This is a genomic window from Amycolatopsis heterodermiae (genome assembly GCF_034929455.1).
In the GTDB taxonomy this organism is placed as follows: Bacteria; Actinomycetota; Actinomycetes; order Mycobacteriales; family Pseudonocardiaceae; genus Amycolatopsis; species Amycolatopsis heterodermiae.
Window position 1 is genome coordinate 192,109 of record NZ_JAYFSI010000009.1, and the last position, 13,790, is coordinate 205,898.

15 protein-coding genes are annotated in these 13,790 nt (G+C 71.2%); 11 read left to right on the forward strand and 4 right to left on the reverse strand.

Going from position 1 to position 13,790, the window contains the following annotated elements; genetic code table 11:
* The first annotated feature begins 232 nt into the window (after positions 1 to 232).
* The 10 genes from VA596_RS33135 (at position 233) to VA596_RS33180 (ending at position 9,423) form a co-directional block, all read left to right on the forward strand.
* Entirely contained in the window at positions 233 to 1,213 is a 981-nt protein-coding gene (locus VA596_RS33135; protein ID WP_323332185.1) for an ABC transporter substrate-binding protein, read from the forward strand.
* Positions 1,214 to 1,448: 235 nt separating this feature from the next.
* Complete coding sequence (locus VA596_RS33140; RefSeq protein WP_323332187.1) at positions 1,449 to 2,240, forward strand: ABC transporter ATP-binding protein; 792 nt, start codon at positions 1,449 to 1,451, stop codon at positions 2,238 to 2,240.
* An 89-nt stretch (positions 2,241 to 2,329) separates the two neighbouring features.
* The gene (locus VA596_RS33145) at positions 2,330 to 3,037 is read left to right on the forward strand and encodes an ABC transporter ATP-binding protein (protein WP_323332189.1); all 708 of its coding nucleotides are present in this window, start codon (positions 2,330 to 2,332) and stop codon (positions 3,035 to 3,037) included.
* Between the two features lie 43 nt (positions 3,038 to 3,080).
* Positions 3,081 to 3,932: a branched-chain amino acid ABC transporter permease gene (locus VA596_RS33150; RefSeq protein ID WP_323332191.1), complete on the forward strand. Its 852-nt coding sequence runs from the start codon at positions 3,081 to 3,083 to the stop codon at positions 3,930 to 3,932.
* A 2-nt stretch (positions 3,933 to 3,934) separates the two neighbouring features.
* Positions 3,935 to 5,011: a branched-chain amino acid ABC transporter permease gene (locus VA596_RS33155; RefSeq protein ID WP_323332193.1), complete on the forward strand. Its 1,077-nt coding sequence runs from the start codon at positions 3,935 to 3,937 to the stop codon at positions 5,009 to 5,011.
* Positions 4,998 to 6,311, forward strand: a complete 1,314-nt coding sequence (locus VA596_RS33160) for an ABC transporter substrate-binding protein (RefSeq protein ID WP_323332194.1) — start codon at positions 4,998 to 5,000, stop codon at positions 6,309 to 6,311. The genes VA596_RS33155 and VA596_RS33160 overlap by 14 nt, the downstream gene beginning before the upstream one ends.
* Positions 6,312 to 6,372: 61 nt before the next feature.
* Complete coding sequence (locus VA596_RS33165; RefSeq protein WP_323332196.1) at positions 6,373 to 6,957, forward strand: TetR/AcrR family transcriptional regulator; 585 nt, start codon at positions 6,373 to 6,375, stop codon at positions 6,955 to 6,957.
* A 20-nt stretch (positions 6,958 to 6,977) separates the two neighbouring features.
* Positions 6,978 to 7,913 carry a GlxA family transcriptional regulator gene (locus tag VA596_RS33170; RefSeq protein WP_323332197.1) on the forward strand — a complete coding sequence of 312 codons (936 nt, stop codon included), beginning with the start codon at positions 6,978 to 6,980 and terminating at the stop codon, positions 7,911 to 7,913.
* Positions 7,910 to 8,176, forward strand: a complete 267-nt coding sequence (locus tag VA596_RS33175) for a hypothetical protein (protein WP_323332198.1) — start codon at positions 7,910 to 7,912, stop codon at positions 8,174 to 8,176. Before VA596_RS33170 ends, VA596_RS33175 begins: the two co-directional genes overlap by 4 nt.
* A gap of 158 nt (positions 8,177 to 8,334) precedes the next feature.
* The gene (locus VA596_RS33180; protein ID WP_323332199.1) at positions 8,335 to 9,423 is read left to right on the forward strand and encodes a Cmx/CmrA family chloramphenicol efflux MFS transporter; all 1,089 of its coding nucleotides are present in this window, start codon (positions 8,335 to 8,337) and stop codon (positions 9,421 to 9,423) included.
* A 331-nt stretch (positions 9,424 to 9,754) separates the two neighbouring features.
* Here the strand turns inward: VA596_RS33180 and VA596_RS33185 are convergent, their stop codons facing one another.
* A complete protein-coding gene (locus VA596_RS33185) occupies positions 9,755 to 10,876 on the reverse strand; it encodes an erythromycin esterase family protein (RefSeq protein ID WP_323332200.1) in 1,122 nt (373 codons plus the stop codon).
* A 71-nt stretch (positions 10,877 to 10,947) separates the two neighbouring features.
* Here VA596_RS33185 and VA596_RS33190 point away from each other — a divergent pair, with 71 nt between their 5' ends.
* Entirely contained in the window at positions 10,948 to 11,637 is a 690-nt protein-coding gene (locus VA596_RS33190; protein WP_323332202.1) for a TioE family transcriptional regulator, read from the forward strand.
* Here VA596_RS33190 and VA596_RS33195 read toward each other — a convergent pair.
* The 3 genes from VA596_RS33195 to VA596_RS33205 form a co-directional block, all read right to left on the reverse strand.
* Positions 11,610 to 11,789: a hypothetical protein gene (locus VA596_RS33195; protein WP_323332204.1), complete on the reverse strand. Its 180-nt coding sequence runs from the start codon at positions 11,787 to 11,789 to the stop codon at positions 11,610 to 11,612. The genes VA596_RS33190 and VA596_RS33195 overlap by 28 nt on opposite strands.
* Before the next feature lie 85 nt (positions 11,790 to 11,874).
* Entirely contained in the window at positions 11,875 to 12,525 is a 651-nt protein-coding gene (locus VA596_RS33200) for a response regulator transcription factor (protein ID WP_323332206.1), read from the reverse strand.
* Positions 12,513 to 13,715 (reverse strand): sensor histidine kinase, encoded by a 1,203-nt coding sequence (locus VA596_RS33205; RefSeq protein WP_323332208.1) that lies wholly within the window; start codon positions 13,713 to 13,715, stop codon positions 12,513 to 12,515. Before VA596_RS33205 ends, VA596_RS33200 begins: the two co-directional genes overlap by 13 nt.
* Positions 13,716 to 13,790 lie beyond the last annotated feature (75 nt).

Sequence of the window (13,790 nt, forward strand, 5' to 3'; positions counted from 1 at the left end):
TCGACGGGAAAACTCTTTCTGCAATTTGCCGTTACTCATTTCCAGGGCTGTGTACCGGTGGGTTGCTGACGTTCCCCGTCCTGAACGGTGTCCGGTGAATCTTTTCCGAAAATAACGTGTTCTCCTTTGTGGGCAACACATTTGCGACTCCGGAAAGCGTCATCTACAGTCCCGCAGATCACGGCCATACCGGCCGGTTTCCCTGATCTGTCCAGTGTTTTCCGGGAGTGTCATGTTCCGACGCGCCTTGCTACGGCGATCCGCCGTGCTCTTTTCCGCCGCGCTGTTGCTGGCCGGGTGCAACCAGGCCGGGGGAAGCGTTTCCACGGGCGGAAACGTCGAGAAGCCGGCCATCCGGGTCGCCATCTTCACCGCCGTCGACCTCGCGACCCTGTGGCTCGCCCAGCAGGGCGGCTACTTCAAGGCCGAGGGTCTCGACGTGCAGACCGACGTCGCCTCCAGCGGCCAGGAATCGCTGACGCGCATGACGAAGGGCCAGGACGACATCGCGTTGTCGACGTACACGCTGTTCTTCCTGGCCAAGAGCATGGGTTCGGCCGACGTCCAGCTGGTGGCCGACGCGACTTCGGCGAGCCCGCTCAGCAACGAGGTCGTCACCGTGCCGAACTCGCCGGTGAAGACCGTGAACGACCTGGCGGGCAGGCGGATCGCGATCAGTTCGAAGAACGCCGCGTCGGACATCCTGACCCGGTCGGTGATGCGCGACCACGGCGTCGACTTCGGCAAGGTGCAGTGGGTCCCGATGCCGCTGCCGGAGATGGGAGCCGCCCTGGCGCAGGGCAAGGTCGACGCCGCGTACCAGCCGGAGCCCTTCCTCACCCAGGCCGCCAAGGTGTCCGGCGCGTACCCGGTCGTCGACGCCGCCAGCGGGAGCACGCAGTCGTTCCCGCTGACCGGGTTCGGCGCCACCGGCAAGTGGGTCCAGGAGCACCCGAAGACGATGGCGGCGTTCCAGCGCGCGATGCTCAAGGCCACCCGCGACTCGGTGGACCGCGGCCGGATCGAGCCGCTGGTCGTGCGCAACGCCCGCGTCGACCAGGACGTCGCGAGCCTGATGGTGATGCCCGCGTTCGGGTCCACGCTGGACGCCCGCCGCATCCAGCGCGTGCCGGACCTGATGCAGCAGCTGGGCATCATCCAGACGAAGATCGACGCCTCGGAGATGATCGCGCCGCAGTCCAGCAGCGGCTGAGCCCAGGAGTTCCCCGAGCCGAAGGCGGGTGCGCACTCTGCGCACCCGCCTTCGGCGTTTTTGCGTACGTCGGCGCTTGGCCCGGCGAGGCGCCTTCGCGAAATTTTCGGACCGGCCGGGAAGATCCGGATGTTGCCGGTTCGCACCTTGACACGGCTGGCGCCGCGCACCACCCTCTTCATACCGACCGCGCGGTACGGACTGGTCCACATAGTGAGAATCAGAGGGGTCATCGATGACACTTCCCGGCGAGGGCCTGCTCGTGGTCGACGGCCTCACCGTGCGTTTCGGTGGCCTCACCGCGCTGCGCGACGTCCGGATGAGCGTCGACGAGGGCACGGTCGTCGGCGTCATCGGCCCCAACGGCGCCGGGAAGACGACGCTGTTCAACGTCGTCTGCGGGTTTGTGCGACCCCAGTCCGGGCGCGTCCTGTGGCGCGGGACGCCGCTGGTCCGCCACCGCCCCGAGCACCTCGCCGGGCTCGGGATCGTCCGGACGCTGCAGGGACTCGGCCTCTTCGCCGGGCTGACCGTGCTGGAGAACGTGATGGCCGGCGCGGGCCGTCACGCTCGCTCCGGCGTGCTCCCGGCGCTCGCCGGAGCCGGCCGCTCGGCCCGCGACGAGGCCGATCTCGCCCACCGGGCCCGGGCGACCCTGGCGGAGCTGGGCATCGCCGACCTCGCCGACCGCCTGCCCGGCGTGCTGCCCTACGGCGTGCGCAAGCGCGTCGCGCTGGCCAGGGCGCTGGTCGCCGAGCCCGATCTGCTGCTGCTCGACGAACCCGCGAGCGGGCTCTCGGCCGCCGAGCTGATCGAGCTCTCGACGCTGATCCTGTCGCTGCGGCGGCACATGGCGGTGGTGCTCGTCGAGCACCACATGGACCTGGTGATGCAGGTCTGCGACCGCGTCGTCGTGCTGAACTTCGGCGAGGTGATCGCCGCGGGCACCCCGGCCGAGATCCAGGCCGACCCCCGCGTGGCCGAGGCCTACCTCGGCGACCCCGCCGAGGAGGCGCCCGGTGCTTGAGGTGAGGGACTCTTCCTTGGTGTACCAAGCAGTCCGGCCGAGTTGCCGGGCGCTCGACGTCGACGCGTTCCCCGCCGAGGAGGCGCCCGGTGCTTGAGATCGAAGGGCTTTCCGTGGCCTACGGGGCCGTCCGCGCGCTCGACGGGGTCACCATGACCGTCGACCGCGGGGGCATCACCGCCGTGCTCGGGGCGAACGGGGCCGGCAAGACCACCCTGCTGCGCACGATCAGCGGCCTGCACCCGGCCCGCGAAGGCCGGATCACCTGGGACGGCACGGAACTGACCGGCCGGGCCCCCGACCGGATCGCGCGCGGCGGGGTCGCGCACGTGCCCGAAGGCGGCGGGGTGATCACCGAGCTGACCGTCGAGGAGAACCTCCGCCTCGGCGCGCTGTGGCGGCGTGACCGCGCCGACCGCGCCGCCGCGAAACGTGAGGTGTACGAGCTTTTCCCGCCGCTGGAAGAACGTTCGGCCAAACTCGCCGCGACGCTCTCCGGCGGCGAGCGGCAGATGCTGGCCATCGGCCGGGCCCTGATGAGCCGTCCCGAGCTGCTGCTGCTGGACGAGCCGTCGCTCGGCCTCGCGCCGTTGATCACCGCGCGCATCATGCGGATCCTGCGTGACCTGCGGGCCTCGACCGGGCTCACCGTGGTGCTCGTCGAGCAGAACGCGCACAGCGCACTGTCCATTGCGGACAACGGGTACGTCCTCGCGCTCGGCAGTGTGGTGGCCCTCGACTCCGCGGCGGAACTGCTGGCCGACGACGGCCTCCGCCACGCCTATCTCGGCTTCTGAAGCATCTGACGCTGACCATCAAACGGGAGGTGAACGGTCCGGTATGCAGGAATTCCTCGACCTGACCCTCGGCGGGATCTCCGCCGGTGCGGTCTACGCGGCCCTCGGGCTCGCGCTGGTCATCATCTACCGGGCCACCCGGGTGGTGAACTTCGCGCAGCCCGCGCTCGCCCTGATCTCGACGTACCTCGCGTACTCGGTGACCAAGGGGACCGGTAGCTACTGGCTCGGTTTCGCCGTCGCGATCGTGGCCGGGACGCTGCTGGGCGTCGTGACCGAACGGCTGCTGATCCGCCCGCTGCGCCACCGCTCCGAGCTCAGCTCGATCATCGTCACCCTCGGGCTGCTGCTGGTGCTGCAGGCGGTCGCCGGGATGATCTGGTCCAACGAGCCGCTGGCGTACCCGTACGCCTTCGACTTCGTCGGCCGGTTCTCCGCCAACGACCTGTTCGTCGTGCTGGTGGTGCTCGCGATCGCCGCGCTCGTGCTGGTGGTGTTCAAGTACACGCCGCTCGGCCTGCGGATGCGGGCGGCGGCGTTCGCGCCGGACGTCGCGCGCACCCTCGGCGTGCGGGTCGGGCTGATGCTCACGGTCGGCTGGGGGATGGCGGCGGCCGTCGGGTCGCTGGCCGGGCTCCTGGCCACCCCGCCGTTCCTCTTCCCGAACGTGCTGGACGGCGTCTTCGTCTACGCGCTCACCGCGGCCGTGCTCGGCGGGCTCGACAACCCGCTGGGCACCATCGCGGGCGGGTTCGTGCTCGGCGTCGGACTGTCCTATGTGTCCGGCTACTTCGGACCGGAGACGGTGACGATCGCCGCGCTGGCCATCCTGGTGATCGTGCTGACGCTGCGGCCGGCCGGGTTGTTCGGCCGCGCGAAGGCGAGGCGGGTGTGAGCGTGCGCACGAGTCTCCCGGAGGCCCCGGCCGGTTCGCCCGCCAGCACGGGGAAGCGCCGGCTGCCGCCCGTGGTCCTGCACGTCCTGGCCGCGCTGGGCGCGCTGGCCGTCGTCGTGGTGCTCACCCTGGTCACCGACGAGTTCACCAACCTGCGGATCGCGACCGTCGGGTACTACCTGATCGCGGTGGCCGGCCTGACCCTGCTGACCGGCCTCACCGGGCAGGTTTCCCTGGGGCACGGCGCGTTCATGTTCATCGGGGCCTACACCGTCGCGTTGCTGGTGCGCCGCGTCCCGACGTTCCCGCTGTGGGCCGACCTGCTGCTCGCCGCGGCCGCCGGTGGCCTGGGCGGGCTGCTGGCCGGGGCCGCCGCCGCCCGGCTGCGCGGGCCGTACCTGGCCGGGGCGACGCTCGCGCTGGCCGTCGGCCTGCCCGCGCTGACCCGCCGGTTCCAGGACTTCCTGGGCGGCAGCAACGGGTTGAACTTCACCGTCCACAGCAGACCGTCCGGTTTGGCCGGTGTGGTCCCGGAACTGCGCTGGCAGACCTGGATCGTCTGGCTCAGCGTGCTCATCGCGCTGGTGTTCGTGGTGAACATCGTGCGCGGCAAGCTCGGCCGGACCTTCCGCGCCGTCCGCGACGACGAGGTCGCCGCCGCGCTCAGCGGGATCCACGTCGGCCGGACGAAGATCCTGGCGTTCCTCGTCAGCGCGGTGTGCGGCGGGCTCGCCGGTGGCCTGCAGGCGTTCCTGCTCGGCACCGCCGCGCCCGGCTCGTTCACCCCCGCGCTGTCGCTGAGCCTGCTGGCCGCCGTGGTGCTCGGCGGGCTCGGGTCGCTCTGGGGCGCGCTGTGGGGCGCGATCGCGCTCGTCTACTTCCAGGCGTGGTCGGAGGACCTCGCCGACGCCCTGCACCTGAACACCGACGTCGCCAACAACCTCCCGCTCGCGGTGTACGGCGTGATCCTCATCGTCGTCGTGCTCGCCTTCCCGCGCGGCATCCAGGGCGGCTTCCAGTGGTTACGAGGACTTCTCCGTCGATCCGCCGAGCAAAAGGAGACCCATGAGAAGCACTAGAACCGTCGCGGGAATCGCGGTCCTGGCCTTGGCGCTCAGCGCGTGCGGCGGTGCGGGGGAGTCCGACACCAGCGGCACGCAGGCCGCGGACTCGGCGGTCGGCGTCACCAAGGACTCCGTCGTGATCGGCACCCACCAGCCGCTCACCGGCCCGGCCGCGCCCGGGTACAGCAAGATCTCCGTCGGCGCCCGCGCGGTCTACCAGGCGATCAACGACGGCGGCGGGATCAACGGCCGCAAGATCGACTACAAGGTCGAGGACGACGGCTACAACCCGACGAAGACCGTCGAGGTCGTCAAGAAGCTCGTGCTGCAGGACAAGGTGTTCGCGATCGTCGGCGGGCTCGGCACGCCGACGCACTCGAAGGTCGTCGACTACCTGAACACCGAGGGCGTGCCGGACCTGCTCGTGTCCTCGGGCGCGCTCGCGTGGGACAACCCGCAGAAGTCGCCGATGACCTTCGGGTACCAGCTGGACTACGCGCGCGAGGGCAAGATCCAGGGCAAGTACATCAAGGACACCTTCGCCGGCAAGAAGGTCGGGTACTTCACGCAGAACGACGACGTCGGCCGGGACACCCAGAGTGGGCTCGACCAGTTCGTCAAGGACCAGACGGTGGCCAAGCAGGGCTACGACAGCGCCAACACCGACGTCACGCCGCAGCTGTCCGCGCTCAAGGCGGCCGGCGCGGAGATCGTCGTGTGCGAGTGCATCCCCGCGTTCACCGCACTGTCCATTTTGGCCGCGGCGAAGATCGGCTACAAGCCGCAGTTCGTCGTCAGCAGCATCGGCGCCGACCCGGCGACGCTTTCCGGGCTGCTGCAGGACTTCGCCAAGCGCGGCGGCGCGAGCGTGTCGAGCGCGCAGCTGCTCAACGGGCTGATCGGCACCGGCTACCTGCCCGACGTCGCGCAGACGTCCGACCCGTGGGTCGCCTACTTCAAGGGCATCCACGACAAGTACATCCCGAAGGAGCCGCTCACCAACACGCTGTTCTACGGCATGGTGCAGGCCTACACGTTCGGCGAGGCGCTGAAGGCCGCCGGGCCGGACCCGACGCGCAAGAAGATCGTCGACGCGATGAGCTCCGGCGCGCTCAAGGGACCGGGCCTGACGCCGTTCGGGTTCTCGAAGGACTCGCACTCGGGCTACACCGGCGCGTACGTGTTCAAGATCAACCCGGACACGTCCACGACGGTGATCCAGCCACCGGCCGTCACCGACCGGGGCACCGGCGCGATCACGCCGTACAGCGGCGAACGCGCCACCCCCGACCAGGTGAACCTGCTGGGGAAGTGAGAGACGTGGGCCGGCTCGCGGCGCCGCGCGAGCCGGCCCACCCCTCACTTAAGGTGAAGACATGGCGGTCAGGGAAAAGGTCGTGCGGGCCGCGGTGCGGTTGTTCGCCGAGAAGGGGTTCGAGGCCACGACGGTCCGCGAGATCGTCGAGACGGCCGGTGTCACCAAAGGTGGCCTGTACCACTACTTCGAGTCCAAGGACGACCTGCTGTTCGAGATCTACACCGCCATGCTGCGGATGCAGACCCAGCGGATGCGGACCATCGCCGAATCGGACATGCCGCTGCCGGAACGGTTGCACGCCATCATCGCCGACGTCGTCGTGACGTCCATTGCGGACCTCGACGCGGCAACCGTGTTCTTCCAGTCGTTCCCGCTGCTGGAAAAGTCCAAACAGGTCCAGGTGCGCGCCGAACGCCGCCGCTACCACGAGCGGGTGCGCGGCCTCGTCGAGGAGGGCCAGCGAGCGGGCCTCTTCCGCGCCGACGTCCCCGCCGACCTGGTGATCAACTACCACTACGGCGCGATCCACCGTCTCGGCATGTGGTACCACGCCGACGGTGAGCTGTCGGGCGAGCAGGTGGGCGAGCACTTCGCCAACCTGATGCTGCGCAGCCTCCGGCCGGAGCCGCCGATGGCCGGGTAGGCCGGGCCTATCGTGGTGGCATGCACATCGTGGCCGTCCTCGCGCTGGACCGGGTCGTGCCCTTCGACCTGGCGACCCCGATCGAGGTGTTCTCCCGGACGCTGCTGCCGAGCGGACGTCCCGGGTACGAGGTCCGGATCTGCGGCGCGAGCCCCGAGGTCGACACCGGCGCGTTCACGCTGCGGCCGCCGTTCGGCCTCGGCGGTCTCGACGACGCGGACACGATCATCGTGCCGGGCCGCGACGCGAACCCGCCGGTGCCCGCCGAGGTCCTCGACGCGCTGCGGCGGGCCGCCGCGAGGGGCGCGCGGATCGCGTCGATCTGCTCGGGTGCGTTCATCTTCGCCGAGACCGGGCTGCTCGACGGCCTCCGCGCGACCACCCACTGGGTCGGCGCGGCGGAGCTGGCCCGGCGGCACCCGGCGATCGACGTCGACCCGGACGTCCTCTACGTCGACAACGGCCAGTTCCTGACGTCGGCGGGCGCGGCGGCCGGGCTCGACCTGTGCCTGTACCTGATCCGCCGCGACCACGGTTCCGCGGTGGCGGCCGACGCGGCCCGGCTGTCGGTCATGCCGTTGGAGCGTGAAGGCGGCCAGGCCCAGTTCATCGTCCACGACCAGCCGCCGACCCCGCGCGGCTCGGCGCTGGAGCCGGTGCTGGCGTGGATGGAGGAGAACTGCGCGAAGGAGCTGACCCTCGAGGACGTCGCTGCGTACGCCGGGATGAGCACCCGGACGCTCAACCGCCGCTTCCGCGAGCAGACCGGCACGACGCCGCTGCAGTGGCTGCTGCGGATCCGGGTCCGGCGCGCGCAACACCTGCTGGAGGCGACGGCGTACCCGGTGGACCGCATCGCCGGCGAGGCCGGGTTCGGGTCACCGACGGCGTTCCGGGAGCGGTTCAAGCGGGTCGTCGGCACGAGCCCGCACGCCTACCGGGCGAGCTTCCGGTGACCCCCCGGCGGGTGCTGCCCGAGAACTTGCGTTACCTGCTGAACCAGTGGGATCCGATCGGTGTCGTGGACGAAGTGGACGACGAGTACGACTGCCTGATCGCGCCGCTGCTGTCGCGGCTGGCCGCCGGAGGTGGGCGCGCCGAGATCGGCGAGTTCCTCTGGTACGAGCTCACCGATCACTTCGGGCTGAGCGATCCCGAGACCCTGGGCACCGACCGGCTGGTGGCGTGGTGGGCCGCGGTCGGCGGGCCTTCGCGGTAGCCCCACGGTATCGTCGAACGCATGTCGAGCCCCGAAGCGTCCAGGACCGGGCTGTCGGTCGTCCCGGCAGCCCGGTAGCTCGCTTTTTCGCGCCGCTCGCCCGGGTCCCCCGGGAGACCACGAAGTCGTTGCCGATCTCGTGATCCCTGGAGCCTTCTGTGCCCGTTCCTGTCTTCTTCCTTGCCCTGGCGGTGTTCGCCATGGGCACGTCCGAGTTCATGCTCGCCGGGCTGGTGCCCGAAATCGCCGATGCGCTGGGGGTTTCCCTGGCGCAGGCCGGATTGCTGACGTCCGCGTTCGCCGTCGGACTGGTCGTGGGCGCGCCCCTGATGGCCGCCGTGGCCCGTTCTTGGCGGCGTCGCACGGCGTTGTTGTGCTTCCTGGCCGTCTTCGTCGTGACGCACGTCGTCGGCGGCCTCACCGGATCGTTCGCGGTGTTGCTGGTGACGCGGTTGCTGGCCGCGGTGGCGTACGCGGGATTCCTGGCCGTCGCGCTGACCGCCGCGGCCGAGCTCGTGCCGCCGGAGCGGACGGGCCGCGCACTCGCCGTGCTGCTGGGCGGCACGACGATCGCCTGCGTCGTGGGCATTCCGGGTGGCGCGCTGCTGAGCGCCGCGTTCGGCTGGCGGGCGGCGTTCTGGGCCGTCGCGCTGTTGTGCATGCCCGCGGTCGCGCGGATTCCCGACCCGCCGGTGACCGCGAAGCCGTCCGGTCTGCGGAAGGAACTCGCCGAGCTGCGACGTCCCCGGCTCGCCGGGACGCTCTTGCTCGGCGCCCTGGTCAACGCGGCCACGTTCGGCGTCTTCACCTACCTGGCACCACTGGCCGCCGGGCTCGCCCCGGTGCCGCTGGTCCTCGCGCTCTTCGGCGTCGGCTGCTTCGCCGGGGTGACCGCGGCGGGCCGGCTCGCGGACCGGTGGCCCGGCCGGGTCGTCGCGTTCGGCGGGCTCCTGCTGCTCGCGGGCTGGGTGGTGCTGGCACTGGTCCCGGCCGTGCTGCCGTTGTTGGCCTTCCCACAGGGCGCGTTGTCGTTCGCCGTCGGAGGCACGGTGATCACACGAATCCTGCGGCTGGCCACGGGCGCACCGACAATGGCGGGCTCATACGCGACGGCGGCCCTGAACGTGGGTGCGGCGGCCGGACCGGTGCTGGGTGCGATGGTGGCACCGGTCTGGGCGGCTGTGGCTCTGGTGGCGGTGGCTCTCGTTCTGGCTGTGGGACTGAGGTTGCGCTGGCGGTGGTGCTGATTGTCGGCGCCGCGGTCGCCCGTGCGCGGCGCCGGTCCTGGTGACCGCGGCCCTTGTTCTGGCTGTGGGCTTAGGTCGCGCTGGTGTCGGTGGCGCTGATGGTCGACGCTGGCCGGTGTGTGGCTGTGGCTCTGGTGGCGGTGGCCCTCGTTCTGGTTATGGGACTGAGGTTGCGCTGGCGGCAGTGCCGAATGTCGGTGCCGCTGTCGGCCGGTTCGGGCGGCCGTGGTCCTGGTGACGATGGTCCTCGTTCTGGCTGTGGGACTCAGGCCGCGTTGATGTGGAGGGCGCCGCCGCCGGGCTGATGCTCGGCGGCGGCCCTCCCGCCGAGTCAGGTCGTCGCGCTGATGTGCAGGACTGCGTCGGCGCCGTTCAGGATCTCTGCCGTGAGCGGGAAGTAGCCCGTCTCCGGGATCGCGTCGGTGCGAGTCCGGGCGGGGGCGACCTCGCGCACCAGGCCCCAGCCGTCGACGCGGTTCTGCAGAGCGGCCTCGTACGTCTCCGGCTCCGGCTCTCCGAGCCGGAGCGCCTCGCTGCGTCCGACGCTTCCGGCGACGAAGACGTACTGCTCACCCAGCAGTGACCCCACGATGGCGCCGGCGCCGGACCACACCAGGTTCGCCACCGCCGAATTCCAGGTGCTCGTGCTTCGCTGCAGGTGGCTGTTGTGCGCGAAGACCATCGTCGGGCCGCGCCGGGCCTCCAGGTCGCGGATGTCGAGGAGGTTCACGGCCATGATCGCGTCGCGGGTGCCGCTCAGGCGCGAATACCGCTCGGCGCCGTCGATCGCCGCCTGCTTGTGGTAGCGCAGCAGGCCGAGGCCGGCGGTCAGATGCGTCCGGACGCGGACCCACTCCGCACGGGACGTCGCCGCGATCCGCTCCGGCGCTCGGCTGTGGAGCGTGGTCAGCAGGTCGTCGGCTATCGCGCGCAGGGCGTCGGCCTCCGGCGTCGCGCCGGGGGAGGCCGCTGGGTCCATGACGGCTTCCGTGCGGCTCCACCGCTCGTCGTCGCCGGCGAGAGCTGCCACGTCGACGTCCAGGCCCAGGTAGTCGCGGGCGTGTTCTAGGTAGCGTCGCGGGCTCGGCGCGCTCATCATCTCGGTGGACGCGTCGAAACCGTGGAACGCCAGGCGATCCGCGGCCGGGAGGTGCTCGTTGTGGTCCCGCATCCAGGCGACCAGGCGCCGGTTGGCGTCCAGCTCCCCGAAGCTGTGCGAGAAGCCTTCCTTCATCGCGGTGTCGAGGGTGCCGACGCCGTCGCGGACGAAGCCGTCCACGGCGAGAGCGGCCACGCGGTCGGTCTCGAGGGCGATCGACCGGAAGCCGTGCCCGGCCAGCTCGGCGAAGAGTGCGTTGCGCCGCAAGGGAAACGCCGGTTCCTGGTGCGACGGCTCGCCGTAGCCCAGCAGGGTGCACGACGCGGGGGCGAAGTCTCGGATGTCCTGACTCATGAGACTCAACCGTATCGTTGAAAGGACGGTTGAGACTTGCTCGAAACAAGACCGGGTAAAGTCTCAAGTAGATGAGACCCGCCGACCTCGCCCGCGAGCACGGGCTCTCCACGCAGGCGGTCCGCAACTACGAGGCGGACGGCTTCCTCCCGCCCGCGGACCGCACCCCGAGCGGCTACCGGATCTACACCGGGACGCACGCGGCCGCGCTGCGCGCCTACCTGGCCCTGATCAGGGCATACGGCCATCCGACGGCGGGCCGCGTGATGCTCGCGGTGCACGAGGACAACCTCGACGACGCCCTGCTCGTCATCGACCGCGGCCACAGGCAGCTGCTGCGCGACCGCGAAACCCTCGAGTCGGTGCGGCGGGCCGTCGGCGACCTGACCGGCGAGCCCGCGCCGGACCCCGGCACCCGGACGATCGGGGAGCTGGCGCACCGGCTGCGCGTCACGCCGGCGACCCTGCGCAACTGGGAGGAGGCCGGCATCCTGACGCCCGAGCGCGACGCGGCCACGGGCTACCGCGTCTACCGCGCGGAGGACGTCCGCGACGCGGAACTCGCCCACCTGCTCCGGCGCGGCGGTTACCTGCTGGAGCACATCACGACCGTGGTGGCGCAGATCCGGACGGCCGGTGGCACGGAGGAGCTGTCCCGTGCCCTGGCCGACTGGCAGGCGCGGATCACGGCCCGGGGCGTCGCGATGCTCGACGCGGCGGCCCGGCTCAGCGACTACCTCAGCTTGCGACGGCGCACGTAGTGAGTGATCAGCAGGACGGTGCAGACCAGGGCGACCGAGCCCGCGATCATGCGGAGGGTGAAATCCAGTCCCGTCGCGGAACCGACCGCGTTGGTGCCGGCGCTGACGACGAGGACCACCCAGAGGACGGGGGCGATGGCGTTGTTTTCCATGCCCGGAACGCTAAAGCGGCGCGGCGGCCGCTTCGATGGCCTGCGCACCCGGATCCGGGGTAGCGCCAGCACTACTCCGGCGACGTCAGCTGTCGCGGCCGAGGTAGGCGAGCACGGCCAGCACCCGCCGGTGGCCGCCCTCGTCCGAGGGCAGGTCGAGCTTCTGGAAGATGTTGCGGATGTGCTTGAGCACCGCGCCGTCGCTGACGACCAGCAGCTCGGCGATCGTGCCGTTGTTGTAGCCCTCGGCCATCAGCGCCAGCACCTCGCGCTCGCGCGCGGTGAGCGCGGCCAGCGGGTCGGTGGCACGGCTGCGGGACATCAGCTGGCCGATCACCTCGGGGTCCATCGCGGTGCCGCCCTTGGCGACGCGCTGCAGCGCGTCGAGGAACCGCTCGACCTTCCCGACGCGCTCCTTGAGCAGGTACCCGACCGCGCCGACGCCGTCGGCCAGCAGCTCGACCGCGTAGCTCGTCTCGACGTGGGCCGAGAGCACCAGCACCGGCAGGCCCGGGTGGATCTCACGGGCCCGGACGGCGGCGCGCAGGCCCTCGTCGCGGTGCGTCGGCGGCATGCGGACGTCCATCACGACGGCGTCCGGCCGGTCCTTCTCGACGAACTCGAGGAAGTCTTCCGCGTTGTCGAACGACGCGGCGACCTCGATGCCCGACGTCTTCAGCAGCAGCGACAGCCCTTCGCGCAACAGGGCGTCGTCCTCGGCGATCACGACCCGCATGGCAGCTCCACTCGCAGCTCGGTCGGCCCACCGGGTGGGCTGGTCAGGGTGAGGGTCCCGTCGAAGGCCTCGGCGCGCCGCCGGATCCCGGCGAGCCCGCTGCCGCCGGTCTCTTCGGCGCCGCCGCGGCCGTCGTCGCGGATGTCGATGGACAGCAGGCCCGGGGTGCCGCCGAGGGTGATCTCGACCTTCGACGCGTCGGCGTGCTTGGTCACGTTGGCCAGCGCCTCGGCCACCACGAAGTACGCGGCGGCCTCGACCGCGGCCGGGCGTCCGCTGTCGTCCTCGACGGTGAGCGCGACCGGCACCGGGCTGCGTTCGCCGAGGGCGCGCACCGCGCCGGCCAGCCCGCGTTCGCTCAGCAGCGGCGGGTAGATGCTGCGCACGACCGTCCGCAGCTCGGCCAGCGCGTCGGTCGCGGTGTCCTGCGCCTTGACTAGCAGCTCCCGCACGGTTTCCGGGTCACGCTCGTAGAGCTGCCCGGCGATCCCCAGCTGCAGCACGACCGCGGCGATCCGCGCCTGTGTGCCGTCGTGCAGGTCACGCTCGATGCGGCGCAGCTCGGCGCCGTGCGCCTCCAGCGCGGCGGCCCGGGTCGCGGTCAGTTCGGCGACGCGGTCGGCGAGCACGACCCCCGGCCCGGGCTTGAGCAGCGACCGCGCGGTACGCGCCTGCCAGCGTGCGACCACCGGCGCGAGGAACAGCGTCACCGCGGCCATCGCGATGCCGCTGAGCACGGCCAGCCCGGCGGTCGGCCACGACGTCACGACGATCCCCATGGACCCTTCGAGCCCACCGGGCACCGCCGGCCAGACGACGGCCGTGACGACCTGCTGGACCGCGCCCAGCGGCAGGCCGACCGCCATCGCGCCGATGAGCATCCCGGTCGCCGCGTGCAGCGCGAGCCACGCGACGTCGCGGCGCGTTGCCGGATCGGTCACCGGGTTGCCGTCGCGGTAGGGCTCGGGGATCGGCTCGCCCAGCGCGCGGGCGGCGCGGCGGCGGTCCAGGCCGACGACCTTGCGCGACAGCCGGATCGCGGGCGCGACCGACGGGATCCCGATGCCGAACGGGCACAGCGCGAGCACGACGAACAGGCCGACGAGGGCGAGGATCGACAGCATCGACGTCGCCGCCCCGACAACCAGGTAGCGCACCGCCGACCAGCAGGCAAGCAAGCGGGTCGTCACGCCGACAGTGTCCCACCGAGGCGCACCCCCCTGCGGTGGTGGTGCTGGCGCTACCCCCGATCCACCTCCCCACGG

Excerpts from the sequence above, each read along its gene's own strand:
- VA596_RS33200 (WP_323332206.1), bottom strand. The coding sequence starts at position 12,525 with ATGCGGGTCGTGATCGCCGAGGACGACGCCCTGTTGCGCGAAGGGCTG.
- VA596_RS33190 (WP_323332202.1), top strand. The coding sequence starts at position 10,948 with ATGAGACCCGCCGACCTCGCCCGCGAGCACGGGCTCTCCACGCAGGCG.
- VA596_RS33160 (WP_323332194.1), top strand. The coding sequence starts at position 4,998 with ATGAGAAGCACTAGAACCGTCGCGGGAATCGCGGTCCTGGCCTTGGCG.
- VA596_RS33150 (WP_323332191.1), top strand. The coding sequence starts at position 3,081 with ATGCAGGAATTCCTCGACCTGACCCTCGGCGGGATCTCCGCCGGTGCG.
- VA596_RS33195 (WP_323332204.1), bottom strand. The coding sequence starts at position 11,789 with ATGGAAAACAACGCCATCGCCCCCGTCCTCTGGGTGGTCCTCGTCGTC.
- VA596_RS33170 (WP_323332197.1), top strand. The coding sequence starts at position 6,978 with ATGCACATCGTGGCCGTCCTCGCGCTGGACCGGGTCGTGCCCTTCGAC.
- VA596_RS33185 (WP_323332200.1), bottom strand. The coding sequence starts at position 10,876 with ATGAGTCAGGACATCCGAGACTTCGCCCCCGCGTCGTGCACCCTGCTG.
- VA596_RS33135 (WP_323332185.1), top strand. The coding sequence starts at position 233 with ATGTTCCGACGCGCCTTGCTACGGCGATCCGCCGTGCTCTTTTCCGCC.
- VA596_RS33140 (WP_323332187.1), top strand. The coding sequence starts at position 1,449 with ATGACACTTCCCGGCGAGGGCCTGCTCGTGGTCGACGGCCTCACCGTG.
- VA596_RS33165 (WP_323332196.1), top strand. The coding sequence starts at position 6,373 with ATGGCGGTCAGGGAAAAGGTCGTGCGGGCCGCGGTGCGGTTGTTCGCC.